Annotated in this window: 14 protein-coding genes; 9 read left to right on the forward strand and 5 right to left on the reverse strand. The window is 41.6% G+C overall.

All coding sequences use genetic code 11. From position 1 onward, the window contains the following. Nucleotides 1-20 precede the first annotated feature (20 nt). From N480_RS23620 to purM, 3 genes are read right to left on the reverse strand one after another with little or no spacing between them, the layout of a single operon-like run. Nucleotides 21-788, reverse strand: coding sequence for a DUF3108 domain-containing protein (locus N480_RS23620; RefSeq protein WP_196761548.1), 768 nt, complete (start codon nucleotides 786-788; stop codon nucleotides 21-23). Further along, nucleotides 736-1,380: a phosphoribosylglycinamide formyltransferase gene (gene purN, locus N480_RS23625; RefSeq protein WP_063374896.1), complete on the reverse strand. Its 645-nt coding sequence runs from the start codon at nucleotides 1,378-1,380 to the stop codon at nucleotides 736-738. Before purN ends, N480_RS23620 begins: the two co-directional genes overlap by 53 nt. Beyond that, a complete protein-coding gene (purM, locus tag N480_RS23630; RefSeq protein ID WP_063374897.1) occupies nucleotides 1,380-2,432 on the reverse strand; it encodes a phosphoribosylformylglycinamidine cyclo-ligase in 1,053 nt (350 codons plus the stop codon). The genes purN and purM overlap by 1 nt, the downstream gene beginning before the upstream one ends. 356 nt (nucleotides 2,433-2,788) lie before the next feature. Between purM and N480_RS23635 the strand changes: the two genes are divergently transcribed. From N480_RS23635 to N480_RS23645, 3 genes are all read left to right on the forward strand, one after another. After that, entirely contained in the window at nucleotides 2,789-3,028 is a 240-nt protein-coding gene (locus tag N480_RS23635; RefSeq protein ID WP_063374898.1) for a YdcH family protein, read from the forward strand. Between the two features lie 95 nt (nucleotides 3,029-3,123). Beyond that, nucleotides 3,124-4,728 (forward strand): putative bifunctional diguanylate cyclase/phosphodiesterase, encoded by a 1,605-nt coding sequence (locus tag N480_RS23640; RefSeq protein ID WP_081225385.1) that lies wholly within the window; start codon nucleotides 3,124-3,126, stop codon nucleotides 4,726-4,728. A gap of 342 nt (nucleotides 4,729-5,070) precedes the next feature. Next, complete coding sequence (locus N480_RS23645; protein ID WP_419554966.1) at nucleotides 5,071-5,664, forward strand: MlaC/ttg2D family ABC transporter substrate-binding protein; 594 nt, start codon at nucleotides 5,071-5,073, stop codon at nucleotides 5,662-5,664. Between the two features lie 17 nt (nucleotides 5,665-5,681). Here the strand turns inward: N480_RS23645 and N480_RS23650 are convergent, their stop codons facing one another. Further along, complete coding sequence (locus N480_RS23650; protein WP_231102313.1) at nucleotides 5,682-6,491, reverse strand: DUF2989 domain-containing protein; 810 nt, start codon at nucleotides 6,489-6,491, stop codon at nucleotides 5,682-5,684. Between the two features lie 322 nt (nucleotides 6,492-6,813). On the opposite strand from N480_RS23650, the gene N480_RS23655 reads away from it, so the two are divergent. From N480_RS23655 to N480_RS23680, 6 genes are all read left to right on the forward strand, one after another. After that, nucleotides 6,814-8,256 (forward strand): glyceraldehyde-3-phosphate dehydrogenase, encoded by a 1,443-nt coding sequence (locus N480_RS23655; protein WP_063374900.1) that lies wholly within the window; start codon nucleotides 6,814-6,816, stop codon nucleotides 8,254-8,256. A gap of 180 nt (nucleotides 8,257-8,436) precedes the next feature. Then, on the forward strand, nucleotides 8,437-9,564 hold the full coding sequence (locus tag N480_RS23660) for a M14 family metallopeptidase (protein ID WP_063374901.1): 1,128 nt from the start codon (nucleotides 8,437-8,439) through the stop codon (nucleotides 9,562-9,564). 68 nt (nucleotides 9,565-9,632) lie between these two features. Then, a complete protein-coding gene (locus tag N480_RS23665; protein ID WP_063374902.1) occupies nucleotides 9,633-11,345 on the forward strand; it encodes an alanine/glycine:cation symporter family protein in 1,713 nt (570 codons plus the stop codon). Between the two features lie 72 nt (nucleotides 11,346-11,417). Continuing rightward, nucleotides 11,418-11,744: a hypothetical protein gene (locus N480_RS23670; RefSeq protein WP_063374903.1), complete on the forward strand. Its 327-nt coding sequence runs from the start codon at nucleotides 11,418-11,420 to the stop codon at nucleotides 11,742-11,744. Between the two features lie 2 nt (nucleotides 11,745-11,746). Beyond that, nucleotides 11,747-12,028: a YeaC family protein gene (locus tag N480_RS23675; RefSeq protein WP_063374904.1), complete on the forward strand. Its 282-nt coding sequence runs from the start codon at nucleotides 11,747-11,749 to the stop codon at nucleotides 12,026-12,028. After that, on the forward strand, nucleotides 12,018-14,702 hold the full coding sequence (locus N480_RS23680) for a DUF349 domain-containing protein (RefSeq protein WP_063374905.1): 2,685 nt from the start codon (nucleotides 12,018-12,020) through the stop codon (nucleotides 14,700-14,702). The genes N480_RS23675 and N480_RS23680 overlap by 11 nt, the downstream gene beginning before the upstream one ends. Nucleotides 14,703-14,952: 250 nt before the next feature. Here N480_RS23680 and N480_RS23685 read toward each other — a convergent pair whose 3' ends face one another. Then, nucleotides 14,953-16,947, reverse strand: a complete 1,995-nt coding sequence (locus N480_RS23685) for a putative Ig domain-containing protein (RefSeq protein ID WP_155732946.1) — start codon at nucleotides 16,945-16,947, stop codon at nucleotides 14,953-14,955. Between the last annotated feature and the right edge of the window lie 259 nt (nucleotides 16,948-17,206).

Here is a 17,206-nt window from a genome sequence, read left to right on the forward strand (position 1 = left end):
GTTATTTTATGAAGCAGGCGCTATTGCGTCTGTTTTGGATTTTGTGCGGTCATTTGTATCTGGAATTGCTCAACGCCGTCTTTGCCTTTTAGCATTTGCACTAGCATATAGTCATATTGTGGCGCAAACCAAGCTAAAGCATGTCGTTTGTTATTGTCATAAAGCCGTTTCACTTTGATTGTTTCAACATTACCAATCGGTAGGGTGATAGTCTCTTTACCGACTACTTTAAAATTGTATAACCTGACGTTGCCATTTTTGTCGATAATTGGGTAACTAAACTGAGTTTTGCCAGCCTTAAGCTCATGCCTCAACTGATTTTGGTAAGACAGTACATCTTGGCGGGATTCATCCCATTCAACTTTTAATGGGTATTCATGCTCTTTTGAAAAGAGTTGCTTATTTTCTCTATCAAACTTGATCCTAAAACTTTTATCAGGACGTGTTCCTTCTCGGTTTAAACTGTAGTGAAGAGGTTTCGTTTCACCATTTTCATATTTAAACAGGCTTTGCTCTGTACGCTTCTCTGTAAAGATCATCCACTTGACGTCCGTTTCATAGCTTAAAGCATATGTGTTATCGGCAACTTGTGTAAATGCTCTGGTCGCTGTGCCGTGAATCTTTCCTTTTCTTAATACATTGTATTCGGCTGAGTATTCTGTGAGTGTCGAGGCTTGAAGGGAAGAAGAGAAAACAGCGCTTAAGCCTATTAGCAAAGCGCTGCGAACATATTTTTTAGTTGTAGTCGACGCCTTGCGCTGGAAGGGGGTGTTTGTCAAAAACTGCATAGTCTGCTTCCATTGTTAGTCTGTGTTCACTGAACCACCTGACCACCAAAGGGTATATGACATGTTCTTGTTTATGTACCCGCTGTGCTAAATCGTCTGCCGTATCGTTGGGCAAAATAGGAACCTTTGCCTGAACTACGACTGGACCTCCGTCTAACTCTTCAGTGACGAAGTGAACACTAGCGCCATGATACTCGTCGTTTGCGTCAATTGCTCTTTGATGGGTGTTCAGCCCTTGATACTTAGGCAACAAAGAAGGATGAATGTTCAACATTTTTCCTTTAAATTTTTGCACTAAGCTAGGAGTTAGAATACGCATAAATCCAGCTAATACAACTAAATCTGGATTACAAGAGTCAATTATTTTCGCAAGTTCTTCATCATAGGCTTCACGACTGTCAAACTCTTTATGACTTAGGACTTGAGTTGGGATGTTAGCTCGCAATGCACGTGTTAGTCCGAACGCATCCGCTTTGTTACTGATCACAGAGACGATATCACCATTGATATCGCCGCTTTGACAGTGGTCAATTATGGCTTGCAAGTTTGAACCACTACCCGAGATCAAAACAACGATCCGAGTGGGTGCCATTACTGGGCACCACCAAGAATTTCAACTTGCTCTTCACCTTCAACTGCATCTTGGATTTCACCAATGTGCCAAGCGTTCTCGCCTTGCGCCGTCAGAATTTCTAAACTTTGCTCAAGCTTTTCTGCTGGAACAACGAGTATCATACCAACACCGCAGTTAAATGTGCGATACATTTCATGCGTGCTGATATTACCGTTTTCTTGAAGCCAGTTGAAAATTGCAGGCCATTCCCAGCTATCACCTTTAACAACTGCTTTTGCAGATTCAGGTAGCACGCGAGGGATGTTTTCCCAGAAGCCACCACCCGTGATATGTGATAGGGCGTGTACGTCTACTTCTTTAAGAAGTTCAAGGACTGGCTTAACATAAATGCGAGTAGGCTCAAGTAAATGTTCGCCTAGGGGTTTACCCGCATATTCTTCATTTGTGTCTGCACCTGAGACTTCAAGTACTTTACGAATTAAAGAGTAGCCATTTGAATGAGGGCCGCTTGAAGCAAGTGCAATCAACTGATCGCCAGCTTTCACTTTCGTACCATCGATGATTTTTGATTTTTCAACGACACCAGTACAGAAACCAGCCATATCGTAGTCATCACCTTCGTACATACCCGGCATTTCAGCAGTTTCACCACCGATTAGGGCACAGCCAGATAGCTCACAACCAGCACCGATGCCGCTTACTACGTCAGCAGCTGTATCTACATCTAGTTTACCAGTTGCATAGTAATCTAAGAAAAACAGAGGCTCAGCACCTTGAACAATCAAGTCATTAACACACATAGCAACTAGGTCGATACCAACCGTGTCGTGCTTTTTTAAGTCAATGGCTAAACGAAGCTTAGTACCAACACCATCAGTGCCAGCAACGAGTACAGGTTCTTTGTAACCTGTCGGTAGTTCGCATAGTGCACCAAAACCACCAATACCGCCCATCACTTCTGGACGACGTGTTTTTTTCACTACGCCTTTAATGCGCTCAACCAATGCATTACCAGCATCGATATCAACGCCTGCGTCTTTATAGCTCAGAGACTGTTTTTGTTCGCTCACAGGTTTTCCTCAAAATAACAGTATAGATTTGCTTAGAAACGCGCGTATTTTACAACAATTGCGCGAACGCGGCTAGTTGAAATACGTGGTCAGAGTTTAATGTTTTACAAAGTTAATGACGCGACGCGAGTAATTCTCAAAAATGCCTCTGGTAAGGCCAGAAGGGGAAGTTTTTGCTTGCGTTAGATCAAAGTGTTAGCGCTAGTTAGGCGTACTATCGGGGTGAGGGTGAGAATTAAAGTCAGATTCAAAAGCGTACTAATTGAACGTTTAGGGTTCGGGTTTACGTGTTTAGGTTAAGGCTCTGACAATCACCTGTCTAAAACCGATCTTCCTAGGCGCAGCAGGAAATAGATATGACGATAGGACACGACCGTCTTGTAAAAGAATTACCTGAGTTTGAGTCTAAAATCTGCGAACTTAAAGAGCGCGATCCCGATTTTGCTAAGTTACTCAACGACTACAACAAGTTAGAAAGTCAAATAGCGACTATACGTGGAGGCTTACATCCACAGCTTGATAGCTTACTGATTGAGTTGAAAAAGCGCAGTTTAACACTCAAAGACCGAATGTACATTGTCTTGAAAAATTCTTGATTTGGTGACGACTGGTGGTTGAGCAGGGGCGATGAGAGCGCATATCTGGAATATTAAACTATACTAATAGCAGTCTTTCCCCTTGGGTCTTGTTTTTGGAAACATTAAGCCTTTGTTTGATCCTCGTTGGGCTCGCTTTCTTAGTGGTGTCGTTTCGTCCTGCTTTGGAAATATGCCGTATTGCTCAATCTCCCGGTTGGCGGGTGTTGTTTGCGTTAATCTGCTTTTTTGTAGCAGGATACGCGGGGTTCGCAATTTATGTTTATGAGAGGGTAGACGCCTCCAATGTAACGTTCGGGTTGTCTACGATACTCGCATTGGGCGGCTTATTCGTTATCGTTGTGGTCAACTTAAGCAAGGCAAGTTTAACCAAACTTCAAAAATCTGTAGATCTAGAAAAGTACAACTCCCAGCATGACCATTTAACTAAACTAAGAAACCGTCCTCAATGCTTCGCAAGTATTGAAAAGCGTCAGCGTGCAAATCAGCAGTTTTCTGTCGTGCTCTACGACTTATATAACTTGAAGCAAATCAATGATGCAATGGGACACTTTTTTGGTGATAAGTTATTAATCCAGTTTGCCCAAGCCATTTCTAATAGCTTATTGCCGGGAAGTGAACTATTTCGTATTGGAGGGGACGAATTTGTAGTGGTGAGTGAGGCGCGTAATGAGTCTGCATTGTTTGCTCAGAATAATGCGATATTAAGCTCGCTTCATAATGGGCTTGTTGTCGAGGAAGTGGCGGTGGATGTGATATATAGCTCCGGTGCAATCATAAATGTGCCTGAAGAAAGAACATCTGCATCGGAGTTACTTAAGCGGGCTGATATTGCTATGTACGCCGCAAAGAGGAGTAAGCAGAGCCTAGAGCTTTTTGACAAAGCCTTGCACCAAGGGGTGGTCTCTGAATTTCATATGCTCAATGATTTTAAAAGTGCGTTAGCAAGGGGGGATTTAACGGTTTTTTATCAACCCATCGTGGAAACTGCGAGTAGCAAAGTGCATGGTGTAGAGGCACTTGTGAGGTGGCCTTCTGATGATGGTGCCTTTATCTTACCTGATAGGTTCATTCCTATTGCAGAAAAGAACAATATGATTAAGTACTTAAGTGCATATGTAATCAATACTGTGTTTAGCGATTTGAGTGTGCTGCTGAAACTAAACGCTAATCTTTCTGTGCATATTAATTTATCTTGCCAAGACTTAGTCGGAAATAACCTTATTAATGTACTAAACAGCCAAGTGGAAAGTAAAAAGGTCGACCCTAGCAGGATCATCTTTGAACTGACAGAAAGTATGGTGATGACGGATGTTGAGCAAACCAAACAGTTAATTGAACGATTGATCGATATGGGGTTTGCTGTGAGTATCGATGACTTTGGCACAGGGTTTTCTTCCTTTTCTATATTGAAAGAATTACCTATTTCTCAAATAAAAATAGACAAGTCATTTGTTACAAAATGTTTGGAGCAAGACAAGGATAGAGCAATTATTGAAACCACGCTGTTTTTGGCTAAAAAACTTGGTTGCTCTGTCGTCGCTGAGGGAGTTGAGAATGACGAAACAACCAAATATCTCGCTAAGCAAGGTTGTACATATATCCAAGGGTTTAATATCAGTGAGCCACTGTCATTAGGAGAAGTGAAAGGCTGGATAACCAGCAGTGGCCTAGTTCAGACCGCGTTAAGGAAGTATTAAGGTTCGCCTTGATATCCTCGCCCGCTTTTTTAAATTGAGTGGGCTTTGAGTGCAGTCATATTTCGAAGGCGTTTAACTGTTCGTTTTTATCTCGACTTGATATTGAAAACTAACCGCTAAATCTTTCGACATGTTTATGTGAATGAGAATTCGCACTTTTCTGGTCCATTCTATCAAGCAGAATGTTTCATTCTGTAAAATCCAATACAATTTTTGACAACTTCTGCGATCATATCGCTTTAGCATATGACCCAGCATATTCATTTTGAAAGATGTCGTTGTGTATGTTGTACAAAACTCACAATTGAGCCATGTGGGTAGTTTTATTTTATTTAAGAGGAATTGAAATTGAGAAAAGTCGTCAGCTTTTTATTTTTAGTGTTTTGCTCAACGATGGCGATGGCTAATGAGACGCCATACCAACTGATCACTCAGGTTGGTGACGGGCTCTTTGCGGACATAAAGAAAGTAAATGCAGGAGGCAAAGCAACATCAAAGGAAATGCGTGGCATAGTGAAAGCGCGATTAATGCCACATATTGATACTCGATTTGTATCTAGAAAATTGCTAGGTAAGCATATTAAAGGCTTAAAACGCCAAGAAGCCATAGAATTTATTGGTGCAGTAACACACTACTTGGAAGTGACGTATGCAAGTGCATTAATGCAGTATAAGGGTCAAGAGGTTGTGTTTGAAAAGGCACCAGCACCAAAAGACAGCAAGTACGCGACGGTCAAAGCAATTATTAAAGAAAGTGCGGGGCCTGACATTGACCTACATTTTAAATTCCGCAAAGGAAAAGATGGGCAATGGAAAGTATATGACCTTGTTGCAGAGGGGATTTCGCTTCTGAGCGCGAAACAAAAAGAGATTGTATCGCGCATTTCACAGGTAGGGTTGGCACAGGTTACGACCGAGCTCAATAATAAAAGCTAGTTGTTCGTGAATCTAAATTAACCTCTAGGAGATAGAAACTTACCGGTTTCTATTTCCTCGCGTGTTTTTAATGCCAATTGTTCCAACACATTAATATTCCTACCCCTTGCAGTGAGTTCGTGTTTTATATCAATTAAATCTACTTCTTCAAAGCCTGATAACTGCGCTATTCTTGCGAAGGTGTAGGCATGCTTATATTTTTTTTGTTTGTAAAAAATACTGACGAGCGCCTTGTAGACTTCAAGATCAGGTGTTTCTCCGGCTTCGTTGAGTTCCAATACTCGATAGAGTAGGTCGATGGTTTTATCATCATCAAACTTTGCGTAATAAGTTGCCAAAAACATCTGGATTTCACTGTTGTCTCTGACATACTTCTCGTCCTGCATTCTCAGAAGCTTGTTCATTGCAAATTGGCTATTGTTCCTAGACCAATGATAATACAGTAACCCTGGGTGGTTAGAGCCGCGAGTATCTTGGTAGATACGGTTCATCTCTTTTAAGCTTGTTAGGTGCCCTTCGACTCGAGACGTGGTTTTTTCTTTAAGTTTTATGTGTTCAATCTTGGCTGCCAAAGAAATGCAAGTATTGTACGTTTCAAACTTCTTTAGCAATTGGTACTTGTTGTCATCAATAGGATCTTTGTATTCGATATAGCGACTGAGGATAACAGCGGCGCGTTCTTCTTTACAATGGCTGTCCTTATTTAGGTCACTACAAAAACCTGGTGTTTCATCACATACTTTTGCCAGTGTCAAAGGCTCCTCACATCCGGTCATTAACGAGAGCAACGAAGCACTGACAATAGAAAACATCCACCTATTAGCCATTGTTTATCCTAAATAATATTTACACGCGCACAACATACCATTTTTGCATCTTTCGAAACAGCCCCATAGCTAAGTATGTTCTCTAAGTTTAATCCAGAAAGGAAATTTTGTACGACTATTTTATGAATTTTGAAAGCTTAGAAGTTGAACAATTACTCAATACGCAGACGAGGTAACGGAAACAAAATGCACTACCGGATGTGCCTTATATAGAAACTTGAGGAAATGTCAGGTAAAAGTGGAGAATAATTGCAGATTAAATTAGAATGGCGGTGCCCATTAGGGCTATCCGTTCAAAAAAATTGTTTATTAGGCAGAAAAAATGACCTTATCTCACGAGCAAGAATATCAAAATAGCTGGCAAGAGCGCCAAGATTACGCAGAAAATATGCAGCCTATCATCGGCCGCTTATACCGTAACCTGGGTGTTGAAATCGCTGTTTATGGCCGTCCACTTGTAAACACTAGTACAATTGACGTAATCAAAGCACATAAAACAGTAGCACGTTTTGAAGAGACTAAATTGCGTCTTCGTGAAAGCTTCCCATTCCTAGAAGCTATCAGCAAAATGGAGCTTGCACCTGGTCGCATCGATTTAGGTAAGCTAGCTTATGCATATATTTACAAAAATGCAGGGGAAGGCCGTTCAATCGAAGAATACTTGAACAGTGAACTTGCTGACTTATTAAATAAAGGTACACGTCCAGAACCTCGTGACGTGGTACTATACGGTTTCGGCCGTATTGGACGTCTATTAGCGCGCCTGCTTATTGAGCGTGGCGGCTCTCACGCTGATTTACGTCTTCGTGCAATCGTTGTTCGCGGTGGCCGTGACGGTGATTTAGAAAAGCGTGCAAGCTTATTGCGTCGTGATTCAATTCACGGTCCTTTCGATGGTTCAATTACAGTTGACCATGAAAAGAGTGCAATCAAAGCAAACGGTAACTACATTCAAGTAATTTACGCAAACTCACCTGAAGAAGTAGATTACACGAAATACGGCATCGAGAATGCGCTTGTAGTTGATAATACTGGTGTGTGGAAAGATGAAGATGGTTTAGGTAAACACCTTAAATCTATCGGTGCATCTAAAGTACTTCTTACTGCACCTGCTAAAGGTGACATCAAGAACATCGTATACGGTGTAAACAACGTAGATATTCTTGGTGAAGATAAAATTGTTTCAGCAGCAAGCTGTACAACAAACGCCATTACACCAGTACTAAAAGCGCTTAACGACAAGTTTGGCATTAAGAATGGTCACGTTGAAACTGTTCACTCTTACACGAACGACCAAAACTTAATCGATAATTATCACAAAGCAGAGCGTCGTGGACGCAGTGCTGCATTGAACATGGTAATTACTTCTACTGGTGCTGCAAAAGCTGTAGCTAAAGCACTTCCTGAGCTAGCTGGCAAGTTAACTGGTAACGCAATTCGTGTACCAACGCCAAACGTATCAATGGCTATCTTAAACCTTAACCTAGGTTCAGAAACAACAGCAGAAGAGTTAAACGAGTTCTTACGTGAAACGTCTCTGTATTCTGACCTGCGCGATCAAATTGACTACACAGCGTCAACTGAAATTGTATCTACTGACTTAGTAGGTAGCCGTTACGCAGGTGTTGTTGATTCTCAAGCAACAATTGTTGATGGTGATCGTGTTGTACTATACGTATGGTACGATAATGAGTTTGGTTACAGCTGTCAGGTTGTTCGCGTTATGCGCGATATGGCAGAAGTAGCCTTCCCAAGTCTACCTTAATAAAGGTATGACCATTAAAAAAGCCAGCATTAGCTGGCTTTTTTAGTTTTTGATCGGCGTCATGTGTGATAGGCTTTCCACAGTTTTTAGCTACATCTAGCTAACATGGATAACAATTCATTGTTTTGTTAGAAATACGCAATTTAAAGGCAATACTATTGCCAAGTAATTAGGGTAAATATGAGAATCTCAAGTAATTTTGACAGCGGTAATATCAAGGTAATTTCGGCTGAGCAGCCTCACGATATTCAGCTAGAAATCAACAAAGACAATAACTCTGACTTTTTTCAATGGTTTCACTTTCGTCTAGAGTCTACACCTTTTGTAGAGCACAAATTACACATTAATAAGTTAGCCGAATCAGCTTACCCAGAGGGGTGGGATGATTATCAGGCTGTTGCCTCATATGACAGACAAAATTGGTTTAGAGTACCAACTGAATATAAAGACGGCCAACTAGTCATTAATTTTGAGCCAGAGTATAACCACACGTTTTTTGCGTACTTTGCACCGTATAGCTATGAGCGCCATTTAGACTTGCTTTACAGAGCGCAAAGCCATGATGCTTGTCAAATCCAAACATTGGGTCAAACCATTGATGGTAGAGACATTAGTTTGCTTGTAATTGGTGAGCCAAGTGAAACGAAGAAGAAAATATGGATCACAGCACGTCAACACCCAGGTGAAACGATGGCAGAGTGGTTTGTTGAAGGGCTATTAGAAAAGCTGTTAGATGATGAAGATCCGCATGCAGCAGCTTTATTGTCAAAATCAGTATTTTACATCGTGCCTAACATGAACCCAGATGGCAGTGTAAGAGGCCACTTAAGAACAAATGCTAACGGCGTGAACCTAAACCGTGAATGGCAAACGCCAAGCGTTGAAAATTCACCAGAAGTATTTTACGTATTAGAAAAAATGCGCGAAGTCGGACTTGATATGTATCTAGATATTCATGGTGATGAGGCGTTGCCTTATAACTTTGTTGCAGGTAGTGAAGGTATCCCAAGCTATGATGCGCGTTTAGCCAGTCTTGAAAACCAGTTTAAAGATGCATTATTGACTATCACACCAGATTTCCAAGACGTTTATGGATATCCTAAAGATGAACCTGGTCAAGCTAATTTGACGGTAGCTTCTTGCGCTGTAGGTGAAGAGTTTAAAGCATTAGCTTATACGATTGAAATGCCGTTTAAAGATAATGCAGATTTACCCGATCCGTATTATGGCTGGTCTGACAGACGCTCATACCAGTTTGGACAAGATACATTAGCTGCAATTGTGAAAGTTGTAGATAATCTAAGATAATCAACAGTAAGGCAGCCTTTTGGGTTGCCTTTTTTATTTATATAACAACAACTAGAAGAGGAAGTGTCGTGGACGTATTAGGAAGTTTTCTTGATAGCCTAGATGCCATGCTTGGAGGCTCGTGGTGGTTTCCATATGTATTATTGGGGGTGGGTTTCTTTTTTACGGTGTACTTAAAGTTCCCGCAGATTCGCTATTTTAAACATGCTTGTCGCGTTGTGACGGGTAAGTACGATAAGAATGCACATGAAGGTGATACAACGCATTTCCAAGCGTTGTCGACGGCACTATCTGGCACGGTTGGTACAGGTAACATTGGTGGCGTTGCGCTGGCAATTTCAATCGGGGGGCCAGCTGCGTTATTTTGGATGTGGATGACGGCGTTCTTTGGTATGACAACCAAATTTGTGGAAGTAACCCTGTCTCATAAATACCGTGTTAAAACTGCTGATGGCACTATGGCGGGCGGTCCAATGTATTACATGGACAGACGCTTAAACATGAAGTGGCTAGCAGTACTTTTTGCGGTTGCGACTGTCATTAGCTCATTCGGTACCGGTAGTTTGCCGCAAATCAATAATATTGCGCAAGGTATGGAAGCGACATTTGGCTTCGAAAGAATGGCCACTGGTGCTGTTTTGTCAATTTTACTAGCACTGGTTATTCTAGGTGGTATTAAGCGCATCGCTGCAATTACCTCTAAAGTCGTGCCAGTGATGGCGGCGGTATACATACTTGGTGCTTTTGCTGTTATCTTCTATAACATTGAAAATATCGGGCCTTCGTTCGTGTCGGTATTCACGAATGCATTCTCTGGCTCTGCTGCCGCTGGTGGTTTCTTAGGGGCTTCTTTCGCCTACGCATTTAACCGTGGTGTAAACCGAGGTTTATTTTCTAACGAAGCGGGTCAAGGCTCTGCGCCGATTGCGCATGCGTCTGCAAAAGCAGATGAACCTGTGTCAGAAGGAATGGTATCTATATTAGAACCGTTCATTGACACCATTATTATTTGTACGTTGACTGGTCTTGTTATTTTGTCATCGGGTGTATGGACTGAGAAGTTTGATACCGAATTTGAGCGTTCTGGCATGACCTTTATTAAAGGTAATTATGACGAAGCAAATGAAGCCGATAGAGAGCAGTTATACAAGTATTTGAATGGTTATTCGGATCATCAAGTTGAAGAGTATAGTGGTGCAATTCAGGTTGTTCAGGGTATTGCGGTTAATAAAGATTTTACAGTGCTGCATTCTCGTTCGATTGGTGAAGATATTCGCTTCGGTATTTCGGACGAACATCAATATACTGGTACGGTTCAAGTTGAAAGTGGCACACCAGTAGATCCTAGTATCACTGTACATGGCAAGTCTTTGGTGCACTCGGCTGAGTTGACGACCAAAGCATTTACGCGAGGCTTCTTCGGTGACAGCGGTAAATACATTGTCTCAATTGGTTTATTGTTATTTGCATTTTCTACCGCAATCGCATGGTCCTACTATGGAGACCGCGCAATGACCTACTTGTTGGGGCCACGTTCGGTTATGCCATATCGTGTATTTTATGTCGCAGGCTTCTTTTGGGCATCTTTCGCAGATACGACATTGATATGGAAGTTAGCGGCTGTGGGTATTGTTGTGATGACCTTACCTAACCTGTTCGGCATTATGGTTTTGAGAAAAGAAATGAAAGAAACCGTTGACGATTATTGGAAAAAGTTTGAAAAAGAAAAAGGTCAAGCTTCTGGAGACGATAAAATCGAAAAATCTCGCGATTTCCAGTAAGACAAATTAGCTTAAACCAAGTAGAATAGGGCGCCATCTGGCGCCTTATTTTTTATTCGGAGTAACTAGAGTATGGCAATTGCCCAATGCCCCAGTTGTAATAAATCGATTTCTACTAAGCATACAGTTTGCCCTCATTGTGATGTAGAAATTGGCAAAATAAGTGATGACGAATTACGTCGTTTATCTGTGAGAAACCGTATAAAGAAACAGCAGAGCATTATGAACTACTCTTTTTTAGCTCTGATTTTATTCTTAGGTGGCTTTTTATATATGTACTGGCAACATCCAGTCGAGGGCAGCATAGAGATGTATGCGGCCAAATCAGCCATCGGAATAGGCATGGTTTGGTATTTAGTTAATCGTGTGATCTTAGTAATTTTGAAAAAGAAAAAGTGACGATGAATGTAGAGAATTTGGTAAGTAGCATTACCCCAGAATTATTTGAGCGCTTGCAATATGGTGCGTCAACAGGTCGTTGGCCTGATGGCACTGAATTGACTGAAGCTCAAAAAGAGCAGACTGTTCAACTCGTCATGTTGTATCAAGCAAAAATCGCGAAGTCGAATGAGCAATTTACGATTAATGAAGACGGTGAAATGGTTCAAAAGTCAAAACGAGAATTGCAAAAAGAATTTAAAGCAGAAAACGAAATAGCTAGGTTCACTGAAAATGATCTTTAAACACTTATTTACACCTAAATGGAAGCACCCTAAAGCGCAAGTGCGTTTAGCGGCGGTGGATAAATTAGACATAACCAAGGATGCGGATGCACTTACAACTTTGGCTCTAGAGGACGACTCGATACAAATAAGAAAAAAGGTCCTCAATAAAATCGATGACTTAGGTCTATGGTGGAAAGTCTATAAGCAAGACCAAGCACTCAAAGAAGTTGCGGAACAGCATATAAACCAAGCTGTGCTATCTGGTTCGCAAATGCTGAGCAATGAAATTAGAGAAGAATATATCGACCGATATGCACCAGTAAAAACGCTAGAGAAACTGGCTTTTTCAGACATCGCTTTGGCGCAAAGAGTCAAACTGTTAAAAAGAATCGCAAATGCGAAACTAATTGAAAAAGCGTTTAAAGAAGGTGATGAGTCTTTACAGGTCGCACTTTTAGACTTGATTTACCAATACGAGTTAACAAAACCCGTATTGAAAAGTGCATCAGGCGACGCAAAAGCGCAAATTGATGCGCATATAGAAGCAGCTAGGCTCGCTAAGGTGATGCCAAAGCAAGTAGCAGAGCAAGTTAAGCTGATTTTGGCGAAGTTTAATGCACTGCGCGAAAAGCTAGACTATCAAGTTGTCGATACGCAATTTAAAGAGCTGAGCCAGCAGTGGCAATCGCTAGAATTAAAGTGGCTAGATGAAGAAACACTCGCTACACAATCCGGTAAATATGAAAAACTAACGGACAAGCTGAATTCACATATTGCCAAGCTAAAAGCACAGCATGAAGCAAAATTGGCTGAACAAAAAGCGCAAGAAGACAAACGTCTCGCTATTGAGTCAATCAAAGTTCAGTGCAACGAGTTCGAATCAGTACTAACTGATGCAGTCAAGAAGTTGGATGTAGAGTCACAACCATCTTTGCAAGCACAATTTGCGCAATTAACTAAGCATTTAGAAGAATCTGATTATCGAGAAAGCCGCGAATTACAGCCTTTTTTCAATCAATTAAATGAACTTGAGAAGGTATTGGCTCAGCTTCCAGAAATGATTGCAGCTAGCAAAGAGTTTCAGTCGTCTTTAGACGTGTTGGCGAAAATAGAAGCAAGCGATGATATTGCTCAATTGGATAACCTACTAGCTGAGCAAAAGCGCGCATATCAAGTGTGTAATAATGCATTAAAGCAGTTGCCTAATGAATTGAAAAAGCAAGCAAAAGCTGAGCTTGGAGAGGTTTCTAAGTCATTCTTAGCAGCGATGAAGCCATTGGTTGATCAACAACAGCAATTGCTTAAAGAAGCACGTAAAAAAGCACGTGATGTGCAGAGGCTGATTGAGCAAGGCCGCTTTAATATCGCATTTGGCGTGTTTAATGGGTTTACAGAAAGTTACGAGCAACTTACTGAAGGTCACAAAGAGCAAGTCGCAAAGCAGCAAGAGTCGCTGCAAGCGCAGTTAGCTGAAGTGAAGGACTGGCAGCGCTATGCTTCTGCACCTAAACGCACTGAGTTACTCGCACAGCTAGATGAAAAATTAGGTGAATCGGATATTGATCCTAAAACCCGTGCAGCAGATGTAAAAATGCTGCGTGTGCGTTGGAATGAACTGGGCCGTATAGAAAGCGAAGAAGAAAAGCAGCAAGCGAAGCTGTTTGATGAAAAAATAGAGTTGCTGTTTGCGCCATGTCGTGCATTCTTCGCTGAGCAAGAAGAAGCGCGTAAAAAAGTGATTGCAGATAGGGAAAAGCTCATTGTTGAAATGCAAGCGCTTTCGGGCTTTTCGGTTGACGAAGACGGCGCTTGGCGCAAGTTAGAAAGCCAGTTTAACCGCGTTAATAAGCAGTGGCGCAGCGCGGGCAGCTTAGATGCTCAAACCTATCAAGCCCTAAATGGCAAGTATCGTTCAGCTTATTCAGCAATTAATGAGCGTTTAAAATCGCACCATCAAGACAATGCACAGCAAAAGCAAGCACTGGTTGATGAAGCGCAAGCTCAAATTGATAATGACAATGTTGCTGATGCTTGTGAAGTACTAAAAACACTGCAAAAGCAGTGGCAAAGCATTGGGTTTGCAGGCAGTAAAAATGAACATGTACTGTGGCAAACCTTCAGAAAGCACAATGATGCAGTTTTTGCTAAGCGAGAAGAGCTTGTCGCACAGCAAAAACGCGAAAATGCAGAACTAGAAACTGAACAAAGGCAAGTACTAGCTAATTTTGACAGTGCGGTGATTGAGGCAAAAACCCAGTCTGAATTGAACCAGCTTCAAGAAGACATATCTGCATTAGAAGTCCTGGGCGGCCTGAGTAAAATCAAAAAAGCATTGCTTGAGCAAGTTAATGTTAAATTGAATGAACTATTCTCCACTCTAAATAGAGAAAAGTTCACTGAGTTAGTGAATGCGGTTGAGCAGGGTAGCGACATACCAGCTTGCTGGCAGGGTAAAAACGCATTAGATTTGAATGCCAATAGCCTTTTATTAAGACTAGAAATTTTGACCAATGTGGAATCCCCAGAAGGTGAGCAACAGTCGAGAATGGCAGAGCAAGTTGCGTTGCTTGATGAGAAGTTACAAGGGGAGTCGCGTAAACTCGACTTTTACCTTGTATGTTATTTGGCTCAGGCGAAAGTAGAAGGCGAAGAGTTAGACTCCAAGCGTTTACTTAAAGTGCTTAACGCATAAATTAAGTTAAAGGTCCGCAAGGGCCTTTTTAATGCTTAGTTGGAATATAAATCTAACCCTTTTCAGTTTTTGTTCATTATTGAAAAGGCGGTGATAAACACCGTTGCTAGACGATATAGTGTTTAAATTTGACGACGTCATCTAGTTTGAATTGACAGTTCTTTTGCAAAGTAGCGCTAAATTTGATCTGAATTGAAAAAGCCCCAATGTTGGGGCTTTTTGCTTTTGAGCAGATTGACAGGTTGACAGGTTAAGTGTCACAAGGCGGAAACAATGCCGATACATCGATTGAATATGACTGTTCAATTGTTTGCCCACCCACAGTCGCCAATACAATCACAGGAAACTGCCCAAAGGTCGCTTCAGGCGGTGTCCAAGTTATTCGGTTGCCGCTGAGAGACATACCACTGGGTGCATTCAATAAGCTGAATTCAACCGGCCCTTCGGAATCTACGCTTAATTCATAGCTGTATTGTTGCTTGCTATAGGCTTGGGTATCTGGTGTTGAGGTAAATACATGCTGCCTTTGCTCGGTTTCTATGCGCAAGTGCTGCTTGTTGATTTTAGCAAGGTTGCCATTAAACCAAGTTTCAACGTAGTCATTGGTTTGTTGTACTACGACCCAAACAGAACCACTGGGTACATTGCCAACAATCACATTATTCGCATTGTACACGTCAGATTGAGCGATTGCCTCTGCACATATTCCTTGGCTTTGCGACAGGTAGCCTTTTGCGTAGGCCCAGCGTGGCTCGTTATCAAACCACATATTTGCCCAATTACCATTTTGACCTAAAAGCGCATATTGCTCTGCGGCGTGTAAATAACCAACCTTTTCACTGGAGCTTGAATTACTGGCGCGGACGTTCACATTTTTGACCCCTTCCACGATTGCACAGGAGGCCTGATCCAACTCGGAAACTTCAATATCGAAAGATTGCTTAAGTTCACTTTTACTGACATCCATAGCGGTAATTTTAACGATGTGCTTGCCGACTTGTTGTGCTGTAGGCTTCCAAACTAGCGCGCCTTCATTGAGCGTCATGCCAGCAGGTGATTGAGTCAGTGTAAAAGTGACATTTTGTTGGTTATTTAAGCGTGGATAATATTGAAATGAAGCCCCTACGTATGCTTTACCACTTGGGATGGATTCAAACTGCCAGTTATCGTGAACAGGCAAAAGCTGGCTGTGAGATTTACGAATATAGCCAAGCTGATTTTGCCAGCGGATTTGGTGCCAACCATCGACTTCTTGAAGTACTACAAAGCGAGTATCTGGCTGCACCAGGGCGTGTTGATTAGAGTCGATCTCAGCAGAGATATTAACAGGCGTTTCTTTGGTAATTGCAATGCAGCGGCCACCGCCTTGAGTTAAATACCCTTTTGCATAAGACCAAGCTTGTTGGCCTTCAAACCAAATATTTTTCCAATTGCCGTTTTCACCAATTAGCGAGTACTGCTCTTTTGAGCGAATATAGCCAATTTTTTGTGCGCTTCCATTTGGGTGGGCTCTGACATTAACCCCCTTAATACTTTCAACAATTTGACAGTTTGCTTGCGTCGCTGGTAGTACGGTTAGCGTGTATTCATGCTCTATGATTTGGCCATTCGATGCTGTCCCTCGCCATTTGATAGTGTGACTTCCTAATTCACTTTCCGTAGGTTGCCAAAATAAAGTGTCGCCCTCCAACTGGTGGCCAGTAGGGGCAGAAATTAATTGCCAAGTAATGTTTAGGTTAGAGGAAGTAATGGGTTGATAAGAATAGTAAGTACCAACAAATGCGAACTCATTAGAGCGCGACAAAATATTGATATCAATATGATCTAGTTGCTTTTTTAAATAAGCTCTTTGATTAGCAAACCAAACTTCATACCAAATCGGGGTATGGGATTGAATGACCCATTTTGATTCACTGGGTGCAGTGCCATATACTTCACTCGTATCATCTAGGCCAGCATGTACCTGCTGCACCTTGGTCAATGTGGTGCATTCACCTTGCTTTTCTTCTAAGTAACCTTTGCCATAAGACCAGCGCGGCTGTCCGTCATACCAAAAGTTATACCAATTTCCGTTTTTTTGAATTAATGCGTATTGTCCACCCTTTGAGAAGTAACCAACCTTAGTCGATGAAGAGTTAGGTTCGGCTCTCACGTTTACGCCTTTGATACTCTCAACAATATCGCAGGTAGCGAACGAAAATGGGGAAAATAAGAGCAGGTTTAGGAGGCCTATTTGGGGTTTCATTACTGCAAGTCCATGTCTAAGTCTGACTAAAAATGGCGCGATAATATATTTGCATTGTTTGGTGGTCAACAAATATATACAAAGTTTACGAGTTTAATAATATTTTCATATCGAATCGGAGGTAATTTTACTAATTAACGAAACTCTCTTCCATTGGGCATTTTTATGTTGTTTTGGTTACATAAAATAATACTTTTTAATTATTATTCTTGACAGGGATCTTGTTTTTCATATAATTCGTCCGCCGTTCAGGGACGAG

It is taken from the genome of Pseudoalteromonas luteoviolacea S2607 (genome assembly GCF_001625575.1).
In the GTDB taxonomy this organism is placed as follows: domain Bacteria; phylum Pseudomonadota; class Gammaproteobacteria; order Enterobacterales; family Alteromonadaceae; genus Pseudoalteromonas; species Pseudoalteromonas luteoviolacea_E.

Excerpts from the sequence above, each read along its gene's own strand:
- N480_RS23650 (WP_231102313.1), bottom strand. The coding sequence starts at position 6,491 with ATGGCTAATAGGTGGATGTTTTCTATTGTCAGTGCTTCGTTGCTCTCG.
- N480_RS23685 (WP_155732946.1), bottom strand. The coding sequence starts at position 16,947 with ATGAAACCCCAAATAGGCCTCCTAAACCTGCTCTTATTTTCCCCATTT.
- N480_RS23680 (WP_063374905.1), top strand. The coding sequence starts at position 12,018 with ATGATCTTTAAACACTTATTTACACCTAAATGGAAGCACCCTAAAGCG.
- N480_RS23670 (WP_063374903.1), top strand. The coding sequence starts at position 11,418 with ATGGCAATTGCCCAATGCCCCAGTTGTAATAAATCGATTTCTACTAAG.
- purN (WP_063374896.1), bottom strand. The coding sequence starts at position 1,380 with ATGGCACCCACTCGGATCGTTGTTTTGATCTCGGGTAGTGGTTCAAAC.
- N480_RS23635 (WP_063374898.1), top strand. The coding sequence starts at position 2,789 with ATGACGATAGGACACGACCGTCTTGTAAAAGAATTACCTGAGTTTGAG.
- N480_RS23675 (WP_063374904.1), top strand. The coding sequence starts at position 11,747 with ATGAATGTAGAGAATTTGGTAAGTAGCATTACCCCAGAATTATTTGAG.
- N480_RS23620 (WP_196761548.1), bottom strand. The coding sequence starts at position 788 with ATGCAGTTTTTGACAAACACCCCCTTCCAGCGCAAGGCGTCGACTACA.
- N480_RS23660 (WP_063374901.1), top strand. The coding sequence starts at position 8,437 with ATGAGAATCTCAAGTAATTTTGACAGCGGTAATATCAAGGTAATTTCG.
- N480_RS23655 (WP_063374900.1), top strand. The coding sequence starts at position 6,814 with ATGACCTTATCTCACGAGCAAGAATATCAAAATAGCTGGCAAGAGCGC.